The 21,741-nt window shown below is 35.9% G+C and carries 7 protein-coding genes; 3 read left to right on the top strand and 4 right to left on the bottom strand.

From position 1 onward, the window contains the following. Positions 1–135: 135 nt before the first annotated feature. Positions 136–9,714, top strand: coding sequence for a GA-like domain-containing protein (locus KA883_RS00035; RefSeq protein ID WP_210139803.1), 9,579 nt, complete (start codon positions 136–138; stop codon positions 9,712–9,714). A gap of 198 nt (positions 9,715–9,912) precedes the next feature. Here KA883_RS00035 and KA883_RS00030 read toward each other — a convergent pair whose 3' ends face one another. From KA883_RS00030 to KA883_RS00020, 3 genes are read right to left on the bottom strand one after another with little or no spacing between them, the layout of a single operon-like run. Next, entirely contained in the window at positions 9,913–10,479 is a 567-nt protein-coding gene (locus KA883_RS00030; protein ID WP_046206956.1) for an NADPH-dependent FMN reductase, read from the bottom strand. A 12-nt stretch (positions 10,480–10,491) separates the two neighbouring features. Next, positions 10,492–11,553 carry an LLM class flavin-dependent oxidoreductase gene (locus KA883_RS00025; RefSeq protein WP_046206957.1) on the bottom strand — a complete coding sequence of 354 codons (1,062 nt, stop codon included), beginning with the start codon at positions 11,551–11,553 and terminating at the stop codon, positions 10,492–10,494. A gap of 12 nt (positions 11,554–11,565) precedes the next feature. Beyond that, positions 11,566–12,492, bottom strand: coding sequence for a VOC family protein (locus tag KA883_RS00020; protein WP_046206958.1), 927 nt, complete (start codon positions 12,490–12,492; stop codon positions 11,566–11,568). A gap of 369 nt (positions 12,493–12,861) precedes the next feature. Here KA883_RS00020 and KA883_RS00015 point away from each other — a divergent pair, with 369 nt between their 5' ends. Next, positions 12,862–13,602 (top strand): sulfite exporter TauE/SafE family protein, encoded by a 741-nt coding sequence (locus KA883_RS00015; RefSeq protein ID WP_046206959.1) that lies wholly within the window; start codon positions 12,862–12,864, stop codon positions 13,600–13,602. Positions 13,603–13,667: 65 nt separating this feature from the next. Here the strand turns inward: KA883_RS00015 and KA883_RS00010 are convergent, their stop codons facing one another. Then, positions 13,668–14,081, bottom strand: coding sequence for a DUF2871 domain-containing protein (locus KA883_RS00010; protein ID WP_210139802.1), 414 nt, complete (start codon positions 14,079–14,081; stop codon positions 13,668–13,670). 375 nt (positions 14,082–14,456) lie between these two features. On the opposite strand from KA883_RS00010, the gene KA883_RS00005 reads away from it, so the two are divergent. Beyond that, on the top strand, positions 14,457–21,741 hold a 7,285-nt coding region (locus tag KA883_RS00005), incomplete at its 3' end, for an Ig-like domain-containing protein (protein ID WP_210139801.1).

The raw sequence follows: 21,741 nt of genomic DNA, 5'->3' as shown, positions 1-21,741 counted from the left end.
CAACTTTTTTACTGACGCATTATAAGTACTGTTGGTCATTAAATTTAAAATTATAATGATTAAAGAAAGATAAATTGTATTAAATTTAATAACATCTAAAATGATTTTACTATCGAAAAGGAGAGTTAGATAACAATGAGGATATTTAGAGAGTATATGGCTAGGAGAAATAATAGATATTCCATACGCAAATTTACGATTGGAACAGCTTCAGTACTTTTAGGAAGTTTATTAATTTTTCAACATAGTGAAGAAGCCCAAGCTGATACTTTACAAAAAGAACAACAAGAAGTGAAAGAAATACCTCCTAAAGTAGATAAAGAGAACACTAACAATGATTCAAATTTTAATAATATATTAGAAAAAGAGAGTAACAATGACACAGTACAACAACCCATCCAAGCTGAAATTGATAATAAAACAGAAAACAAAAGTGCTTCAAAAGATACAAAATCAGTTGAGGAAGGTACTGAGATAACGTCGCAACAATTCGAGTCAAATGCCGATACTATTATTGAAAATAAAGAACAACCAGACCATTCAGATGTAAACGAACAAGATATACAAAATGATAAACAAGAAAAAACACCTGAAACAATAAAAAACGATGAGGAAATAAAGGAGTTAGATACTGAAAAGCCAGATATAGATAAAAAACAATCATCAACTGCCGAAAATACGGATACTAAAATAAATAGTAATTCGAAATTGAACGAAAAAGAGCAATCAGTCACTCAAAATTTGATTTCGATGGAAAATAGAGTTACTGAAACGAAAGTTGAAGTGCCTAATAATAATATAGAGAAAAATGAATCAGAAAAAGGTTTGAGCACGAACGAAAAAGACGTCAAAAATGAAAAACAACCAGAAAAGCAATATATTCCAAAAACTCGAGTAGCTAGAAGTATCGACCGAAATCGATACTATAATGGAATAAGCAATAATCACCATTACTTTGGACCTAGATTATCTTATAATTCATTAAGAGCCGGAGATTATATTGCGACGGCACTTAATGAAGTAGAAAGAAATAGAGGAGAACTAACGGAAGAAGAAAGAAAGCTGTTTTTAAGAAATATTATTAGACAAACTTCATTAAAAAATAATAAAGCGGCTTATGACAGAATTTTTAATAGGGATTATTCTGTAGCAAGAAATAGAAAAATCACAGGGAGTCAAGCGAATAATATAAACACACTACTGTCAAAAATGAAAGATTTAACAGTTAATCGTGACAGTCCGAATTATCAAGGTATATATACATTTACAAATCAAAATGATGTAACTAAAAATGATTTTGGTATAGTAAAAGATGAAGTGTTACATGATGGTGAAGCTTTAATAGCAACAATGGAATTGTCAAAAGAAAAAGGTAGAGGAACGTATAGATTTGAAAACTATGCGATAAGACCAAATGATAGCCTCAATAAAAAAATTAAACAGGTCGTAGCAGTTTATGAGGGTAGACAAAGAGTTGTACTACGACAAGATCATTTAGGTTATTATTCATATACACGTCCAAACAGTGGCGGAAATGGTGACCCTGATAGAGGTGGTGGATCAGGCGGATCAGTAAAATTTTACATTTCTTTTGACGCTAATCAATATATTGATGTGAATAAAGATAAATTATTTGGTTATATCTTGAGTGATACTACAGATACTAATGTATTAAGAGGCGTAAATATTACTAATAAAGCTGTTAATATCCAAGAAGTGGCAGAAACAATCAATGAAGCTTTGAAAAAAGCAAAAATCAAAAAAGTAGAAGATGCTATAGAAGCAGCAACACAAGTGCAAAAACAAGCCAAAATAAAGCTAGGTGAAGTGACGCAAGACCAATTAGTAACACCAGATGAAAAAGCCGAAATAGATAAAATGAATGTAGAAATTGAAAAGGCCAAATCATCAGCAATACAAGTATTAGACGCTCTACCGAATGGCCTCACTAATAAAGATTTATTACGAAAAAGAATAAATGATATTACATCCGTAACATCACCAGAAGTAAACGATGCAGATAGTAATGGTGTGCTAGATACTGAACAATTGTCTGAAGCAACACAAGCAGTAGTGAATGCGGAACAGACAAAAGCAGCAGTAGATACGAAGTTGGCAGAAGTAACAGCAGATGGATTAGTGACTCCGGACGAAAAAGCCGCAGTAGATGCGTTAATACAAACATTAGAAAGCGCAAAACAAACAGCGAAAGAAAAATTAAATAATGTATCGAATATCATAGTAGGAAAAGATGATCTCCAAACAAGGCTAGATAACATTGCATCCGTAACATCACCAGAAGTAAACGATTTAGATGGTAATGGAGTCTTGGATACTGAACAATTATCCGAAGCGTCTCAAGCCGTAGCGAATGCCGAACAAGCGAAAACCGCAGTGGATACGAAGTTATCTGATATTACAGCAGATGGATTAGTAACACCAGATGAAAAAGCCGCAGTAGATGCGTTAATCCAAACATTAGAAAGTGCGAAACAAACAGCGAAAGAGAAGGTAAATAGCGTACCATCTAGTATCGCAGGTAAGACAGATTTACAAACAAGATTGGATAACATTGCATCCGTAACATCACCAGAAGTAAACGATGCAGATGGTAACGGAGTCTTAGATACGGATCAATTATCCGAAGCATCTCAAGCCGTAGTGAATGCGGAACAAGCAAAAACCGCAGTAGATAATAAATTAGCAGAAGTAACATCAGATGGTCTAGTAACACCAGATGAAAAAGCCGAAGTAGATGCGTTAATCCAAACATTAGAAGCAGAGAAACAAACGGCAAAAGAAAAGGTGAATAGTGTACCGAACGGTACTGCAGGCAAAGGTGAGCTACAAACAAGACTGGATAACATCACATCTGTAACATCACCAGAAATAAATGACGTAGATAGCAATGGTGTGCTAGATACTGAACAATTGTCTGAAGCAACGCAAGCAGTGACTAATGCAGAACAAGCAAAAACCGCAGTGGATACGAAGTTATCTGATATTACAGCAGATGGATTAGTGACGCCAGATGAAAAAGCAGCAGTAAATGCGTTAATTCAAACATTAGAAACAACGAAGGAAACGGCTCAAGAAAAGGTAAATAGAGTACCATCTAGTACCGCAGGTAAGACAGATTTACAAACAAGATTAGATAACATCGTGTCAGTAACATCACCAGAAGTAAACGATGTAGACAGTAATGGTGTGCTAGATACTGAACAATTGTCTGAAGCAACGCAAGCAGTAGCGAATGCAGAACAAGCGAAAACAGCAGTGGATACGAAATTGTCAGAAGTAACATCAGATGGCTTAGTGACTCCGAACGAAAAATCAGCAGTAGATGCGTTAATCCAAGCATTAGAAAGCGTAAAACAAACAGCGAAAGAGAAGGTAAATAGCGTACCATCTAGTACTGCTGGTAAAGAAGATTTACAAACAAGATTAGATAACATTGCATCAGTAACATTACCAGAAGTAAACGATGCAGATAGTAATGGAGTCTTGGACACAGATCAATTATCCGAAGCAGATCAAGCAGTGACAAAAGCGGAACAGGCAAAAACCGCAGTTGATACTAAATTGTCAGAAGTAACATCCGATGGCCTAGTAACACCAGATGAAAAAGCTGAAGTAGATGCGTTAATCCAAACATTAGAAAGCGCAAAACAAACAGCCCAAGAGAAAGTAAATAGCGTACCGTCTAGTACCGAAGGTAAGTCTGATCTTCAAACAAGATTAGATAACATCGCGTCAGTAACATCACCAGAAGTGAACGATGCAGATGGTAACGGAGTCTTGGATACGGATCAATTATCCGAAGCAACGCAAGCAGTGACTAATGCGGAACAAGCGAAAACCGCAGTGGATACGAAGTTATCTGATATCACAACAGATGGTCTAGTAACATCAGATGAAAAAGCCGAAGTAGATGCGTTAATCCAAGCATTAGAAAGTGCGAAACAAACAGCACAAGAGAAGATAAATAATGTACCAGCAAGTATCGAAGGTAAGACAGAGCAACAAACAAGACTGGATAACATTTTATCTGTAACATCACCAGAAGTAAACGATGTAGACAGTAATGGTGTTTTAGATACTGAGCAATTGTCTGAAGCAACGCAAGCAGTAGCGAATGCAGAACAAGCGAAAACGGCAGTAGACACGAAGTTGGCAGAAGTAACATCTAATGGTCTAGTAACACCAGATGAAAAAGCTGAAGGAGATGCGTTAATTCAAGCATTAGAAGCAGCGAAGGAAACGGCCCAAGAGAAGATAAACAATGTACCGAATGGTACTGCGGGTAAAGATGATTTACAAACAAGATTAGATAACATCGCGTCAGTAACATCACCAGAAGTAAACGATGCAGATGGTAACGGAGTCTTAGATACAGACCAATTATCCGAAGCAACGCAAGCAGTGACTAATGCGGAACAAGCAAAAACCGCAGTGGATGCGAAATTGGCAGAAGTAACATCAGACGGATTAGTAACTCCAGATGAGAAATCAGCAGTAGATGCGTTAATACAAACATTAGAAAGCGCAAAACAAACAGCCCAAGAGAAAGTAAATAGCGTACCGAACGGTACTGCTGGTAAAGATGATTTACAAACAAGATTAGACAACATCGCGTCAGTAACATCGCCAGAAGTAAATGATGCAGATAGTAATGGAGTCTTGGACACAGATCAATTATCCGAAGCAACGCAAGCCGTAGCGAATGCGAAACAAGCGAAAACCGCAGTAGATACGAAGTTGACTGAAATAACGTCAGACGGTTTAGTGACTCCAGATGAAAAAGCAGCAGTAAATGCGCTAATTCAAAAATTAGAAACAGCGAAAGAAACGGCTCAAGAAAAGGTGAATAGTGTACCGTCTAGTACCGAAGGTAAGTCTGATCTTCAAACAAGATTAGATAACATCGTGTCAGTAACATCACCAGAAGTAAATGATGCAGATGGTAACGGAGTCTTGGATATGAATCAATTATCCGAAGCATCTCAAGCAGTGGTAAGTGCAGAACAAGCGAAAACAGCAGTGGACAATAAGCTAGCAGAAGTAACATCAGACGGCTTAGTGACGCCAGATGAAAAATCTGAAGTAGATGCATTGATCCAAACATTAGAAAGCGCAAAACAAACGGCAACAGAAAAACTAAACACTGTACCGAGCGGAACCGTAGGTAAAGACGAGCTACAAACAAGATTGGACAACATTACATCGGTAACATCACCAGAAGTGAATGATGTAGATAGTGATGGTATTGTAGATAATCAACACATTTCTGAAGCAGGAAAAGCAGTAGCGAAAGCCGAACAAGCGAAAACAGCAGTGGATACGAAGTTATCTGAGATTACAGCAGATGGATTAGTGACTCCAGATGAGAAAGCCGAAGTAGATGCGTTAATCCAAACATTAGAAAGCGCAAAACAAACGGCAAAAGAAAAGCTAAATAGCGTACCAAGCGGCACTGCGGGTAAAGATGATTTACAAACAAGATTGGACAATATCACATCAGTAACGTCACCAGAGATAAACGATGCAGATAGTAATGGCGTTTTAGATACAGACCAATTGTTAGAAATTTCTCATATCATAGCAGATGTGGAAAAGGCAAAAGTAGCAGTGGATACAAAATTGTCTGAGATAACAGCAGATGGATTAGTGACTCCGAATGAAGCAGCCGAAATTGATAGACTAATCTTTGGATTGAAAGTAATCAAACAATCAGCGAAAAATAAATTGAATACTGTACCGGATGGCACACCAGGTAAAGATGTATTACAAAGAAGATTAGACAATATCACATCCGTAACATCACCAGAAATAAATGATGCAGATAGTAATGGCGTGTTGGATACAGAGCAATTATCAGAAGCATCGCAAGCAGTGACGAAAGCCGAACAAGCAAAAATCGCAGTGGATATGAAATTGGCCGAAATCACAGCAGATGGTTTAGTGACTCTAGACGAAAAAACTTCAGTAGACGCGTTAATTCAAACATTAGAAACAGTGAAACAAACGGCGAAAGAGAAGATAAACAATGTACCGAATGGTACTGCGGGTAAAGATGATTTACAAGCAAGATTGGATAATATCACATCAGTAACGTCACCAGAAGTAAATGATGCGAATAGTAATGGTAAGTTAGATTCAGAGAAATTGTCTGAAGCAACGCAAGCAATAACGAATGCCGAGAAAGCGAAAACCGCAGTGGATACGAAGTTAGCAGATGTAACATCCGATGGCTTAGTAACACCAGATGAGAAATCAGAAGTAGATGTATTAATTCAAGCATTAGAAACTGAGAAACAAGTAGCGAAAGAGAAATTAGATAATATACCGGACAGTACAGAAGGTAAAGATGATTTACAAACAAGATTAGATAACATCGTGTCAGTAACATCACCAGAAATAAATGACGTAGATAGCAATGGCGTGTTGGATACAGAGCAATTATCAGAAGCAACGCAAGCAGTAGCGAATGCGGAACAAGCGAAAACCGCAGTAGATAATAAATTAGCAGAAGTAACATCAGATGGTCTAGTAACACCAGATGAGAAAGCCGAAGTAGATGCGTTAATCCAAGCATTAGAAAGTGTGAAACAAACAGCCCAAGAGAAAGTAAATAGCGTACCGAATGGTACTTCGGGTAAAAATGATTTACAAACAAGACTAGATAACATCGCGTCAGTAACATCACCAGAAATAAATGACGTAGATAGCAATGGTGTGCTAGATACTGAACAATTGTCTGAAGCAACGCAAGCAATAACGAATGCCGAGAAAGCGAAAACCGCAGTGGATACGAAGTTAACAGATGTAACATCCGATGGCTTAGTAACACCAGATGAGAAATCAGAAGTAGATGTATTAATTCAAGCATTAGAAAGCGCGAAACAAACTGCAAAAGAGAAACTAGAAAGTGTGCCGAATGGTACTGCAGGTAAAGGTGACCTCCAAACAAGATTAGACAGCATCGCTTCAGTAACATCACCAGAAGTAAACGATGCGGATAGTAATGGTAAATTAGATACAGACCAATTGTTTGAAGCAACGCAAGCAGTAGTAAGTGCGGAAAAAGCGAAAGTGACAGTGGATAAGAAATTGACTGAAATCACAGCAGATGGATTGGTGACTTCAAACGAAAAGGCAGAAGTAGATGCGTTAATTCAAGCATTAGAAAGCGCGAAACAAACTGCAAAAGAGAAAATAAATAGCGTACCGAGCGGTACCATAGGGAAAGATGAGCTCCAAACAAGATTGGATAACATTAAATCCGTAACATCACCAGAAGTAAATGATGTAGATAGTGATGGTAATGGAGATAATCAACACATTTCTGAAGCAGGAAAAGCAGTAGTGAATGTGGAACAGGCAAAAGCAGCAATAGATACAAAATTGTCTGAGGTAACAGCAGATGGATTAGTGACTCCAGATGAAAAAGCGAGCGTAGATGCGTTAATCCAAGCATTAGAAAGCGCGAAACAAGCAGCGAAAGAGAAATTAGGTAGTGTGCCAAATGGTACCGCAGGGAAAGCCGAGTTACAAACAAGATTGGACAATATCACATCAGTAACACCACCAGAAGTGAACGATGCAGATAACAATGGTGTGCTAGATACTGAGCAATTATCCGAAGCGTCTCAAGCAGTAGTGAATGCGGAACAAGCCAAAACGACAGTGGACAACAAGTTAACAGAAATAACATCCGATGGTCTAGTAACGCCAGATGAAAAATCTGAAGTAGATGCATTAATTCAAACATTAGAAAGCGCAAAACAAACGGCAAAAGAAAAGCTAAATAGCGTACCAAGCGGCACTGCGGGTAAAGATGATTTACAAACAAGATTGGACAATATCACATCAGTAACGTCACCAGAGATAAACGATGCAGATAGTAATGGCGTTTTAGATACAGACCAATTGTTAGAAATGACTCATATCATAGCAGATGTGGAAAAAGCAAAAGCATCAGTGGATAAAAAATTGTCTGAGATAACATTCGATGGTTTAGTAACTCCAAGTGAAGCAGCCGAAATTGATAGACTAATCTTTGGATTGAAAGTAATCAAACAATCAGCGAAAAATAAATTGAATACTGTACCGGATGGCATACCAGGTAAAGATGTGTTACAAAGAAGATTAGACAATATCACATCAGTAACATCACCAGAAGTAAATGATGCAGATAGTAACGGTATCTTGGATATAGAACAATTATCAGAGGCGGAAAAAGCGATAGAAGCAGCTGAAATAGCAAAAACAGCAGTGGATAAAAAATTAACTGAAATCACATCCGACGGCTTAGTGTCTCCAGAGGAAAAATCAGCAATAGACCAGTTGATTCAAACATTAGAAACTGCGAAACAAGTAGCGAAAGAGAAATTAGAGAATGTACCAAACGGAACTGCGGGTAAAGATACGTTACAAAGAAGATTGGATAATATTGTATCGATAACATCACCAGAAGTGAATGATGCAGATAGTAATGGTGTTCAAGATACAAAACAAGTATCAGAGGTAAGTAAAGCGATTAAAGCAACAGAATCAACAAAAGCAGCAGTAGATAAGAAACTAGCAGAGATTCAATCCGATGGACTAGTAAATCCAAAAGAAAAAGCAGAAATTGATAAGTTGATTCAAAAATTAGATAAAGAAAAACAAGCAATGAAAGACAAGTTAGCCAAAGTACCAAACGGCACAGCAGGAAAAGCAGAGTTACAAAGAAAACTAAATCAAATACCATCCGTAACATCACCAGAAGTGAATGATGCAGATAGTAATGGTGTCCTAGATACAAAACAAGTGTCAGGGGTAAGTAAAGCGATTAAAGCAACAGAATCAACAAAAGCAGCAGTAGATAAGAAACTAGCATTGATTCAATCCGATGGACTAGTAAATCCAAAAGAGAAAGCAGAAATTGATAAGTTGATTCAAAAATTAGATAAAGAAAAACAAGCAGTGAAAGACAAGTTAGCCAAAGTACCAAACGGCACAGCAGGAAAAGCAGAGTTACAAAGAAAACTAAATCAAATACCATCCGTAACATCACCAGAAGTGAATGATGCAGATAGTAATGGTGTCCTAGATACAAAACAAGTATCGGAAGCTAAAAAAGCAATTGCTGATGCTAAAGCAGCACAAACAAAAGTGATTAATAAAATAAAAGAAATTAGAAAAGATGGTTTGATTACGCCAAGTGAACAAGCTGACTTAGACAAACTAATTGAAAAATTAGATTCATTAAGAAGTATTGCAAAAGAAAAAATAAGTAACTTGCCAAACGGTACATCAAATATTGCTGAATTACAGACTAACTTAGATAAAGTCACATCTGAAATGCTATCAAAAGTAAAAGATATAGAAAGTAATGGTATATCAGATAAGAAACAGTCATTAGTTATGGATAAAATAAATGACAAATATAATTCAAGTCATTTTGAAAATGACGAAAAAACGACTAAAAATAATAAGTTGCTAGACATGCATTCACGTCAATTTAATGTTCAAAATAATCACCACAATCTTGAAAGATTAAACAAAAAATTATTTGTAAATCCAAACAAAGAAAATAATTTCAATATGAATTTACCGTATAGTGGATTAGACAAAAATAACCCTTATGCATTCGAAATTCTATTTGGAATTTTAGGATTAATGATTGTTTATAGAAGATACTTAAAAAGTGATAAAAACACAGAACATTAAGTTTAAAATTTAAAAAGTTTCATTGGATTTATAAGCACTTTGGAATGATTAGATTAAAAGTCTAGTCTCCAAAGTGCTTTTTTAATAAAATTAATGGTATATAGTAATTAAAAAAGACTTATTTTGTTCCTAATCATGTAAACAAAATAAGTCTTAAAACTTAGCAACCGTGAATTTTAATATATTGATGATCATTAATTAGAAATCATATTGATCTTCTTCTTCTTTCAAAACTTGTGCATATGCTTTTGAAGTACGTAATGTAGATGAAACTAAATCATCTATCCTAAATAAAATATCATCGTTTACAATCTCATTATTTGAAAAATCGCGTTCTTCTATAAATACATAAGTTTGCATAATATGTGCCTTCATATAACCTAATATTGGTTTTAGTTGTGTTTCTGGGATGAGATAATGTTTTGGCGATCCTGCAGTTGCAAGTATACTTACTATTTTATCTTTAAATGCATTAACTGGTAGTAAATCAAATACATTTTTTAATGTACCGGGAATAGAAGCTTGGAAAATTGGGAATCCGATAAAAATGACATCAGCATTCATCAAAGTTTGCGTAAGATATAATGTATCGCCATTGTAATCTAAATAATTTCTGCCATCACTAAACACTAGTTCTAATTCTTTTAAATCAATAAAATTAATATGGTGTGTATCATCTTGATTCATAAGTGCTTGATTCAAATATGTCATAGCAGTACGCGTTTTTGAACCAACGCTAGAGCCAGATAGTAATACAATATTCATAGTATCATTGACCTACTTTCTTAAATGTTTTTTTACTGTTGGAATAATTTCATTGCCTATAAGGTCTATATTTTTCATGATTTTATTAAATGGAACACCGCCAAAATCAATTTGTGCCATAAATCGTTGGTGATTATATAACTCATGTTGATATAGAATTTTTTCAATGATTTGTTGTGGGCTACCAACCATTAAGGCATCTCTATAGTCAGGGGCCTTTGCAAATTGTTGTTTTGGATAACCTGCACCTCTGATAAATGACATTCCAACATTTAGATGCGGGTAGAATTCTTTTAAAGCATCTTGAGTAGTGTCAGCAGTATAAAATAAACTTGCTGTTGATACTGGTAAAGATTCAGGTGAATTATCATAACCATTTTCTTTTGCAGCTAATCTGTACTGTTCTATAGAATCTTGAAAAGTCATTGCTGGACCACCGAGTGTTGTAATCATCATTGGTATTCCTTGCCTACCTGCTTTGATAGCACTTGCTGGAGGTCCTCCGACTGCACGCCAAATAGGTAATGTGTCATCAATTGGACGTGGGAAAATCTTCATATTATTTAAATCAGGTCTGAATTTGCCTGACCAAGTAATTTTATCTGTTTTATTTAATTCCATTAATAAATTAAGTTTTTCTTCATAAAGTTCATCATAATTATTCAAATCTAATCCAAATAAATCAAATATACCTGTTCGTGAAGCACGACCTGCTACAATTTCAGCTCGGCCATGTGAAATTAAGTCTAAAGTAGCAAAATCTTCAAATACCCTTACAGGATCTGCAGCACTTATAATACTAGAAGAACTGGAAATTTTTATTGTTTTAGTGGCTTGTGCTATGGCACCTAAAACTACTGTATGTGCTTGTGTTGTAAAATGTTCTTGATGGCTTTCACCGATACCAAATACATCTATACCAGCCTGTTCAGCTAATTGACTAGCTTCAATAAGTTCATTAATTCTTTGTTCATAACTCACTTTTTCTCCATTATGTGGATTTAATAAATGGTCACCCAATGAGTAGAGTCCAAATTCTAATGGAGTATTTTCATTCATTTTTAACTGTGCCATATAATCACCTTTCTATAATTCATGTAGATTATTTTCAATTTCTGTACGTTGTGGTTCCATAAAGTCTGGTAAATTTAAATGTTTACCCAAATCTTCTATTTTTGTATCTACTGTAAACCCAGGTTCATCCGTGGCAAATTCGTATAAAATACGGTTTTGTCTAAAATATAAAGATTTGAAAAAATATCGGTCTATAATTCCTGAGTTATTTTCAGGTTGTTGCTCTATTATTTTATGAATTGAATTTAAATCACTATCTTTTGGTGTATTAACAGCAATATGGTGCACATAACCTTGGCCAGGTCGAGCACGTTCACCTTGTTGTTCTACAATAACAAAATCAGTATATAATCCGTTATGATCTAAAGTCATCACGGTTTCGTTTAAATCACTTCTAAGTGTATATGATAAGCTATTTTTTAAAAAATCGAGTGTAGCTTGAGCATTTTTAACTCTTAGTTCTACAGGACCCATTCCTAAAATTTGGTATTGCTCAGGTATCTCAGTATATGGATTTTTTCTCCAAGCATTCGGTGTATAATAATTGTCATTAACTAATAAAATGATCTCCAAACCATCTATATCTTTAAAGGTAATGGCAGGCTGATTTAAATAAACTAACGGTGTCCATGTAATATTGAATTGACTTAATCTTTCTTTAAAAAAATTCAAAGCACTTTCGTCAGGTATAAGTAATGATAAGCGATATATAGAATCAGTTCCTGGACGGTTTTTTCCTAAAAGTGGTATTTCAAAAAAACTTAATAGTGTCCCAGCCGAACCAATTTCATCTCCAAAAAACAAATGGTACATTTTAGGATTATCTTGGTTAACTGACTTTTCAACCAGTCTTAGTCCTAAAATTTGAGTATAAAAATCTTTGTTTTTTTGAGCGTTTTTTGTATACATTGAAATGTGATGGTGACCAACGATATTCATATAATACCTCCTCGTAATAAACTTTCTAGTTGCTTGTGTTTTAAGTATGGTAGTAATAAAACTTCTCAATACTCATAACCACTATCGTGTAGATTAAACACTAACGGTATAAAAAATATACTAGTTTTGTATAATATATTTCCTTTTTAGAAAAAAAGCAAGTTTGAGCGTTTATGAATGATAGTAGAATAAAGCGTGCTCTGATTTTTAAAATATTATAATGAAAGTTTAATATAATCAATTTGATAGTTTATGAATGTTATTATTATAAGCGTTAGTAAGTGTTAACAAAATAAATTAATAAGTAACATAATATTAATAGAAGAGATATGGCTGTTATGGATGACGCATTGAATCAGGAGTTAAAGCATGGATTTATTTTTAGTTTACATTTTGATTTCTATATTTTTAGGTGGATTAGTCAGAACATATTTTGGTTTTGGGGAAGCACTCGTGAGTATGCCACTTTTAGCATTGATAGGATTAAATTTACATACATCTATTTCACTGGTGGGGTTGGCTGGACTAACAGTAGCGAGTTTAAATATATTTTTAGATTATAGAAATATAAAAATTAAAGTACTATTATTAATGTTGTTGGGGAGTTTATTAGGTGTTCCACTTGGTATTTTGATTTTACAGCATATTGCAACTTCATTTATACAAATTATGCTTGGGTTATTTTTAATATTATATGGTATATATGCGTTTGGAAAAATTACCTTTTTTAAAAATAGATATAATATCATATTAAAATCTAACATATGGCCAAGCCTAACAGGTATGATTTCAGGTGTATTAGGAAGTTTGTATAATTCACATGGTGTACCAGTTGTCATTTATGGCACAATGGCGCCTTGGCATATTAAAGATTTTAGAAGTACAATACAAGCCCATTTTTTAATTACAGCTATATTCGTAGTGATCGGTCAAGCATCTGGAGGAATATGGACCAGTCAAACGGTATCATTATTTTTATTGAGCATACCTTGTTTGATTATTTCAGTTGTTGTTGGAAAGTATCTTATAAACCATACGACTTATCATAATTTTGAAAAATGGATTTACTTGTTTATTATAATTTTAGGTTTTTTACTATTGTTAATATGAAAGTCAAAAGGTCGAATCGATTTCTATGTTTAGAAATGTGATTCGACCTTTAATTATATCTACGTTTATTTAGAATTGACATTAATACTTTTATTTAATAATACAAAGAATAAAATGAAAGCGATAGAAATAGCAATGTGACCTAATCCTGAAATACCAGCAATAGCAGGGCTCACTTCAAAACCTTTCATAGTTGCTATACCATTTACAAATTGCATAGCAACCGTTAATAATACACCGAAATGATAGACATAAAAGAAATAGTTAAATAAAGTGTGGTGTTGAGTAAGTTTTAATTGATGTTCTATCACCATAAATATTAAAAACATAATTGTACCTAAAACAAGTAAATGTGTATGTGTTACATTTAATTGCGAATAACCACTAAAGTTTTCTGCTTTTGACATCTCTCTATAAAATAAACCACTTAGCATGCCTAATAATGTATAAAATGCTGAACTGAACATTAATTTTTTCATTTTAACGACCTCCTGTAATGAATGTTTAATTTAAATATAAGGTAAGATTGTGAACTCTATATGAACGATTGAAAACTTCTTTATTTTTGTATGGCATTTCATTGTTTAATTAATTTTACAATTTAAAACAATTTTTTTATCATGCTTAATGGAGAAAATTGTTCGTAAAACAGAATTTCTGAAACTATATAGAAATTAACAATATTGAAAATATCTTGATTGTGGCATGCTAAAACATATAAATTTAAAATGGCGAACAACTGTAATTTGCGACATTTTTTCATATTAATAACTTACCTTTAAGAAATATCTTGATTTTTCGAATTAATTGAGTAGAATTAAATTGTGATAAAGTTTATTTTGAGGTGGGAAAAGATGAAAAACAAACAAGGATTTTTACCTAATAGGTTAAATAAATACTCTATTAGAAAGTTTACAGTTGGAACAGCATCATTATTGATTGGGGCGACACTTGTATTTGGAGTAAGTAGTGAAGCAAAAGCTGCTGAATTAGACTCAATTACGAATGATAATAAGGCTAATGATTCAGATAAAGGTGAAGCACTTGATGTGCAAGACATAAAAAGTGTAGAAGAAAATGACACAACGTTAAGTCGCAGTGAAAACAATGTTACTGAAGAAAAGACAGAAAATTCTAAAAATGAATTACAAAAAGAAGAAACTGATAATGATCTAAGTAAGGATCAAAAAGAGCCAGATAATAACGACGCAACCTTAGGTCAACAAGAAGAATATAATAACACTAATGAGTCTACAAACGAGAATGAATCTACAAATGAGGTTTTGAATAAACAAACAATAGAAAAAGCAGATACATCTGAAACAAAACAAGATGAGAACAGTGATACTTCACATTTAGATGAAGATAGTACGAACAAAGAAGAATCTGATCAAGAAAGAGCAACTGAAAGTAATGAAACAACAACGGATAACAATAAAGTAAAAGATTCAACAAATGAGACGTCAACAGAAACAACAAAAGATACAGATGTATCTAGCAATGAAGCGCCAACTGAAAAATCACTAGAAAAAAATCCTGACACTTCTAATAATACAAAAGAAGGCACTAAAACAGAAAATTTAGATGGGCAAAATGATAAACAACCATCAACTGAACCATCTTCTGATGATGAAAAAACTACAGAAATGACGAAAAATCCTGAAACGAGTAATCACACACAATCAAAATTAACAAAACAACTGTCAGAAACAGAGAATAAACAAAAGGCAGTTGAAGATTATTTAAATAGTCAGCTTTCAACAGAAGACACTAAAGCAATTTTAGAAAACGCTGATATTGATTATAAAAATACAACTGATGAAGCAATAAATATTGAAATTTTAAAGGCTTCAATTATTCAACTTTCGAATGAACAAGATAAAGCGAAAACGTTAGCCACTCCAAAACGTACTTTGTTGCGTTCAATGGCTACGCCAACTGCATTACGAGCAGCAGTAGAACAAAATGAAAAAGTTGAAAAATCACTGGGCTATATGGACAACTATACATTTGCATCATTGATTTTTGATCCAAGTAAGTTAGATTCACAAAAGACTCTAGACAGCAATGTCATTCCTTTTGATATTCATAGTTACATGTCAGGCTCAAATTCAGGAGATCGCTATAAAATTGATCTGAAATTGGATCCGAAAATAGCAAATCATGTCACAAAAATATCTGCTAATCCTAGTGGTAGAAATACCCCTGTTGAATTTATAAGATTAAAAGATGAAAACGGTAATTTCACTAATACTTGGGAAATCAATTTTATCAGAGCAAATGATGGTTTGTTCGGAGGCGCTGAAATACTATCACAGTATACAGCGACTAACGGTAAAATAGAATTAGATGATACAGTGGGTAACATTTTGAATGCATCTGGAGAATTAAGTAATAATAAGTTGAATTATCAAATGTTTGTTAGAGATTCACTATCTAATAAAATTGTTAAGACTTCTGAAAGTAGCGGTTATTTCTTAACTACAGCTGATAAAGATTTAAGTCAATTAGAAAATAACCTTTCTCCAGAAAATAGTAATGCATTTAAAGCAAGTAGCGGCTCTGCTACATATGATGGTTCTGTGGGAGAACACGGAGGAATACTGATTGATCAACAAATAATGAAAAATGGTATTTTCGCATATTCTAAAACTAAAGGAAAACAATGGTCATATAACTATCAAATAGATAAAGATTTATTACCTTATATTGAAGGAGTAGAACTACACACATATGACTACAAAGGTCTTTCAGGATTTGACAAGACCTATCATGCTGGAGACAAAGTAGCTGATTTACAGCTTGATAGTATCGGTAATGGCACAATTACTAGTAATGACTTAAATAAACTAATCGAGTTTAACAATACTTTACCTGAAACAGTAGGCGTTCGTATTGTAATTAAATTAAATCAAAGTGTAAATAATATATTAACTAAAGATGCGGAATATGATTCTGAAGGTAATCTTATTCGAGAAACAACAAAACAAAAAGAAGATTTTACTTTCGCAGGTTATTTAACTGATAGTAATAATCTTTTAATAAATAATACGTTAGGGACTTCAACTTTAGCACTACAAGATTATGATAAAGATGGTTTACTAGATCGATATGAACGACAAGTATCACTTTCAGATCCTGAAAACGAAGATACAGATGGAGATGGTAAAAATGATGGTGATGAAGTTATCAATTATAAAACGTCACCATTAGTTGGTAAACCTGATGCGGCTGATATTACAAATGAGGCTAGAGTTGTAACTGGGTCAGTTCCATTAAAAGAAGGTGCAGCAACTCAAACTGCAAAAGTGTTAGATGCAACTGGAAAAGTCATTGGTACATCAACAGTCAATCCTGATGGCACTTTCTCAGTATCTATACCACAATCACCTGAGGGCACCTACACTATCGCAATCGATTCACCTAATTATGAAAATGATGAAGTGAATACATTCGAAGTTATTGATATTTCCAAGGTACCAACACCATCAATTAATCCAGTTGATGACAATGATACAGTAATTAAAGTTAATGGTGCAGCGGGTGCAACTGTTACGGTTAAAGATAATAACAATGTTGAAATTGGAAAAGTTCAAATTCCCAATGATGGTTCAGCTGCCTCTTTAACATTGAATCAACCATTGAAAGCTGGAACTATTTTAACTGCAACAGCTAGTAAAGGTGGAAAAACAAGTGAAGTTTCAGATCAAATTACAGTAACAGATGCGACAGCACCAGACGCACCAGTGATAAATCCAATAACAAGTAAAGCCACACAAGTAACTGGTACAGCAGAACCTAATTCAACAGTAACTGTTGCTTTCCCAGGTGGTGGTAAAGTTTCAACAACTGCTGACAGTCAGGGTAAATATGCAGTAGATATACCGAGTGGTGTCACTCTTCAAGGTGGCGAAGTATTTAAAGCTATAGCAACAGATAAAGCAGGTAATGAATCACCTGTTGCGACGCGTATAGTAACAGACATAACAGCTCCAGATGCTCCTACATTAAATGACGTCAATAGTAATAGTAAGCAATTGAATGGGCAAGCAGAAGCAAATTCAACAGTTAGTGTGACATTCCCGAGTGGCGAAGTTGTAGATGCAGTAGCAGATCTAGATGGAAACTTCACAGTAGATATTCCAGAAAACGAAGGATTACAAGGTGGGGAAACGATAGTAGCTACGTCGAAGGACAAAGCAGGTAACGTTTCTCAAAAAGGTAGCACTCAAGTCATAGATGCAACAGCGCCAGATGTACCACAAATAAGCCATGTGACAAGTGTAAGTACAGAGGTTAAAGGCACAGCAGAAGCAAATTCGACAGTTAGTGTGACATTCCCAAGTGGCAAAGTTGTGGAAACTAAAGCTGATCAAGATGGGAATTTCACTGTAACTATCCCAGAAAATGAAGGGTTACAAGGTAAAGAAACGATTAGTGCTACATCAAAAGATAGTGCTGGTAATGTTTCTCATGCTGGATCAACAACAGTAACAGATGCAACAGCACCTGCACCACCAACGGTTAACAGTGTAACTAGCCAAGATAAAAATATTAGTGGGACAGCAGAACCAAATTCTACAATAACAATCAAATTTCCAAATGGTGAAACAGCTACTGGTGCAACAGATGAAACAGGAAATTATACAATAGCAATTCCGAATGAAGTTAGTTTAGAAGGCGGCGAAGAAATACAAGTTACATCTACAGACGATGCTGGTAATGAAACAGAACCAGTTAAAACAACGGTTAAAGATACAACAGCACCAGAGGCACCGACGGTGAAAGAAGTAACAAGCGAAGATACAACAATCGGTGGCACTGCCGAACCAGGCTCAACGGTTACAGTAACGTTCCCAGATGGGACAACGGCAACAGGAACAGCAGATGGTCAAGGTAATTACACAATAGATATTACGTCTGGTACTAAATTAGAAGGTGGAGAAGAACTACAAGTAACAGCAACAGATAAAACAGGAAATATTTCAAATCCAACTTCAACGATTGTTATAGATAAGACAGCACCGGATGCACCTAAAATAAATAGAGTATCAAGTGAAGACGCACAAATTGTGGGAAGTTCAGAACCTAATTCAACAGTCACAATCACATTCCCTGGTAATATCACGGTTGATGTAGAAGCGGATGAACACGGTAACTTTAGCGTAGATATTCCAGATGCTATTGATTTAATTGGTGGCGAAGAGATTCAAGCGATAGCACAAGATAAATCTAATAATAAATCAACAGAAGCTTCAACAATAGTAGTTGATGCAACAGCGCCAGAGGCACCAACAGTGAAAGAAGTAACAAGTGAAGACACAACAATCAGTGGCATATCAGAGCCAGGTTCAACAGTTACCGTAACGTTCCCAGATGGTACTACAGCAGAAAGTAAAGCAAATAACCAAGGTGAATATACAATTACTATTCCTGAAAAAATAGATTTAAAAGGTGACGAAGAACTATTAATATCAGCGATGGATGGTAATGGAAATATCTCAGATTCTATAACAACAACAGTGAAAGACATAACAGCACCTGCAGCACCAACGGTGAAAGAAGTAACAAGCGAAGATACAACAATTGGTGGCACTGCCGAACCAGGCTCAACGGTTACAGTGACATTCCCAGGCGGAACAACAGCAACAGGCACAGCCGATGATCAAGGTAACTATACAATTGAAATTCCAACAAATATTGACCTAAAAGGCGGAGAAAACATTGTCGTAACAGCGGCAGATAAAGATGGCAACAAATCAGAAGAAGCGACAACAACAGTTAAAGACACAACAGCACCTGCAGCACCAACGGTGAAAGAAGTAACAAGCGAAGATACAACAATTGGTGGTACAGCAGAACCAGGCTCAACGGTTACAGTGACATTCCCAGATGGTAAAACAGCAACAGGAACAGCAGACAGTGAAGGTAACTATACAGTTGATATTCCATCTAATATAGATTTAGAAGGTGGAGAACCAATTAAAGTTGTAGCGACAGACAAAGATGACAACACGTCAACAGAAGCAACGACAACAGTAGTAGACACAACAGCACCATCAGCACCGACGGTGAAAGAAGTGACAAGTGAAGCTACAACGGTAAGTGGAACGGCAGAGCCAGGATCAACGGTTACAGTGACATTCCCAGATGGTAAAACAGCAACAGGTACTGCAGACAGTGAAGGCAACTACACAATCGAAATTCCAACAAATATTGATCTAAAAGGCGGAGAAAACATTGTCGTAACAGCAACAGATAAAGATGGCAACAAATCAGAAGAAGCGACAACAACAGTTAAAGACACAACAGCACCAGAGGCACCGACGATGAACGGAGTAACAAGCGAAGATACAACAGTTAGTGGCACAGCAGAGCCAGGCTCAACGGTTACAGTGACATTCCCAGACGGAACAACGGCAACAGGCACAGCCGATGATCAAGGTAACTATACAATCGAAATTCCAACAAATATTGACCTAAAAGGCGGAGAAAACATTGTCGTAACAGCGGCAGATAAAGATGGCAACAAATCAGAAGAAGCGACAACAACAGTTAAAGACACAACGGCGCCATCAGCACCGACGGTGAAAGAAGTGACAAGCGAAGCTACAACAGTAAGTGGCACGGCAGAACCAGGCTCAACAGTCACAGTAACGTTCCCAGATGGAACAACGTCAACAGGAACAGCAGACAGTGAAGGTAACTATACAGTTGAAATTCCATCAAATGTAGATTTAGAAGGTGGAGAAGATATCAAAGTTACTTCTAAAGATAAAGTTGGCAATACATCTGAAGAGACAATGACAACAATAGTAGATACGACGGCACCAGATGCACCGACGGTGAACGGAGTAACAAGCGAAGATACAACAATTGGTGGTACAGCAGAACCAGGCTCAACGGTTACAGTGACATTCCCAGATGGTAAAACAGCAACAGGTACTGCAGACAGTGAAGGCAACTATACGATTGAAATTCCATCAAATGTAGATTTAGAAGGTGGAGAGCCAATCAAAGTTGTAGCGACAGACAAAGATGACAACACGTCAACAGAAGCAACGACAACAGTAGTAGACACAACAGCACCATCAGCACCGACGGTGAAAGAAGTGACAAGTGAAGCTACAACGGTAAGTGGAACGGCAGAACCAGGCTCAACGGTCACAGTGACGTTCCCAGACGGTAAAACGGCAACAGGAATAGCCGATGATCAAGGCAACTATACGATTGAAATTCCATCAGATGTCAAATTAGATGGTGGAGAGCCAATCAAAGTTGTAGCGGCAGACAAAGATGGCAACAAATCAGAAGAAGCGACAACAACAGTTAAAGACACAACGGCGCCATCAGCACCGACGGTGAACGGAGTAACAAGCGAAGATACAACAGTTAGTGGCACGGCAGAGCCAGGCTCAACGGTCACAGTGACATTCCCAGATGGTAAAACAGCAACAGGTACTGCAGACAGTGAAGGCAACTACACAATCGAAATTCCAACAAATGTTGACCTAAAAGGCGGAGAAAACATTGTCGTAACAGCAACAGATAAAGATAGCAACAAATCAGAAGAAGCAACGACAACAGTAGTAGACACAACAGCACCAGAGGCACCAACGGTGAAAGAAGTAACAAGCGAAGCTACAACAATTGGTGGCACAGCAGAACCAGGCTCAACGGTTACAGTAACGTTCCCAGACGGAACAACGGCAACAGGAACAGCAGACAGTGAAGGCAACTACACAATCGAAATCCCATCAGATGTAGATTTAGAAGGTGGAGAACCAATCAAAGTTGTAGCGACAGATAAAGATGGCAACAAATCAGAAGAAGCGACAACAACAGTTAAAGACACAACAGCACCAGAGGCACCAACGGTGAAAGAAGTAACAAGCGAAGCTACAACAATTGGTGGCACAGCAGAACCAGGCTCAACGGTTACAGTGACATTCCCAGATGGTAAAACAGCAACAGGCACAGCTGATGATCAAGGCAACTATACGATTGAAATTCCATCAAATGTGGATTTAGAAGGTGGAGAGCCAATCAAAGTTGTAGCGACAGACAAAGATAACAACACATCAACAGAAGCAACGACAACAGTAGTAGACACGACAGCACCAGACGCACCAACGGTGA

This window comes from Staphylococcus sp. GDY8P54P (genome assembly GCF_017892645.1).
GTDB lineage: Bacteria > Bacillota > Bacilli > Staphylococcales > Staphylococcaceae > Staphylococcus > Staphylococcus ureilyticus.
The sequence above is the reverse complement of the archived record's forward strand: the minus strand, read 5'-3'. Positions and strand labels throughout refer to the sequence as shown.

Bases quoted from the DNA above. Each gene is read 5' to 3' on its own strand.
- KA883_RS00020 (WP_046206958.1), bottom strand. From the start codon at position 12,492: ATGAATATCGTTGGTCACCATCACATTTCAATGTATACAAAAAACGCT.
- KA883_RS00025 (WP_046206957.1), bottom strand. From the start codon at position 11,553: ATGGCACAGTTAAAAATGAATGAAAATACTCCATTAGAATTTGGACTC.
- KA883_RS00015 (WP_046206959.1), top strand. From the start codon at position 12,862: ATGGATTTATTTTTAGTTTACATTTTGATTTCTATATTTTTAGGTGGA.
- KA883_RS00030 (WP_046206956.1), bottom strand. From the start codon at position 10,479: ATGAATATTGTATTACTATCTGGCTCTAGCGTTGGTTCAAAAACGCGT.
- KA883_RS00035 (WP_210139803.1), top strand. From the start codon at position 136: ATGAGGATATTTAGAGAGTATATGGCTAGGAGAAATAATAGATATTCC.
- KA883_RS00010 (WP_210139802.1), bottom strand. From the start codon at position 14,081: ATGAAAAAATTAATGTTCAGTTCAGCATTTTATACATTATTAGGCATG.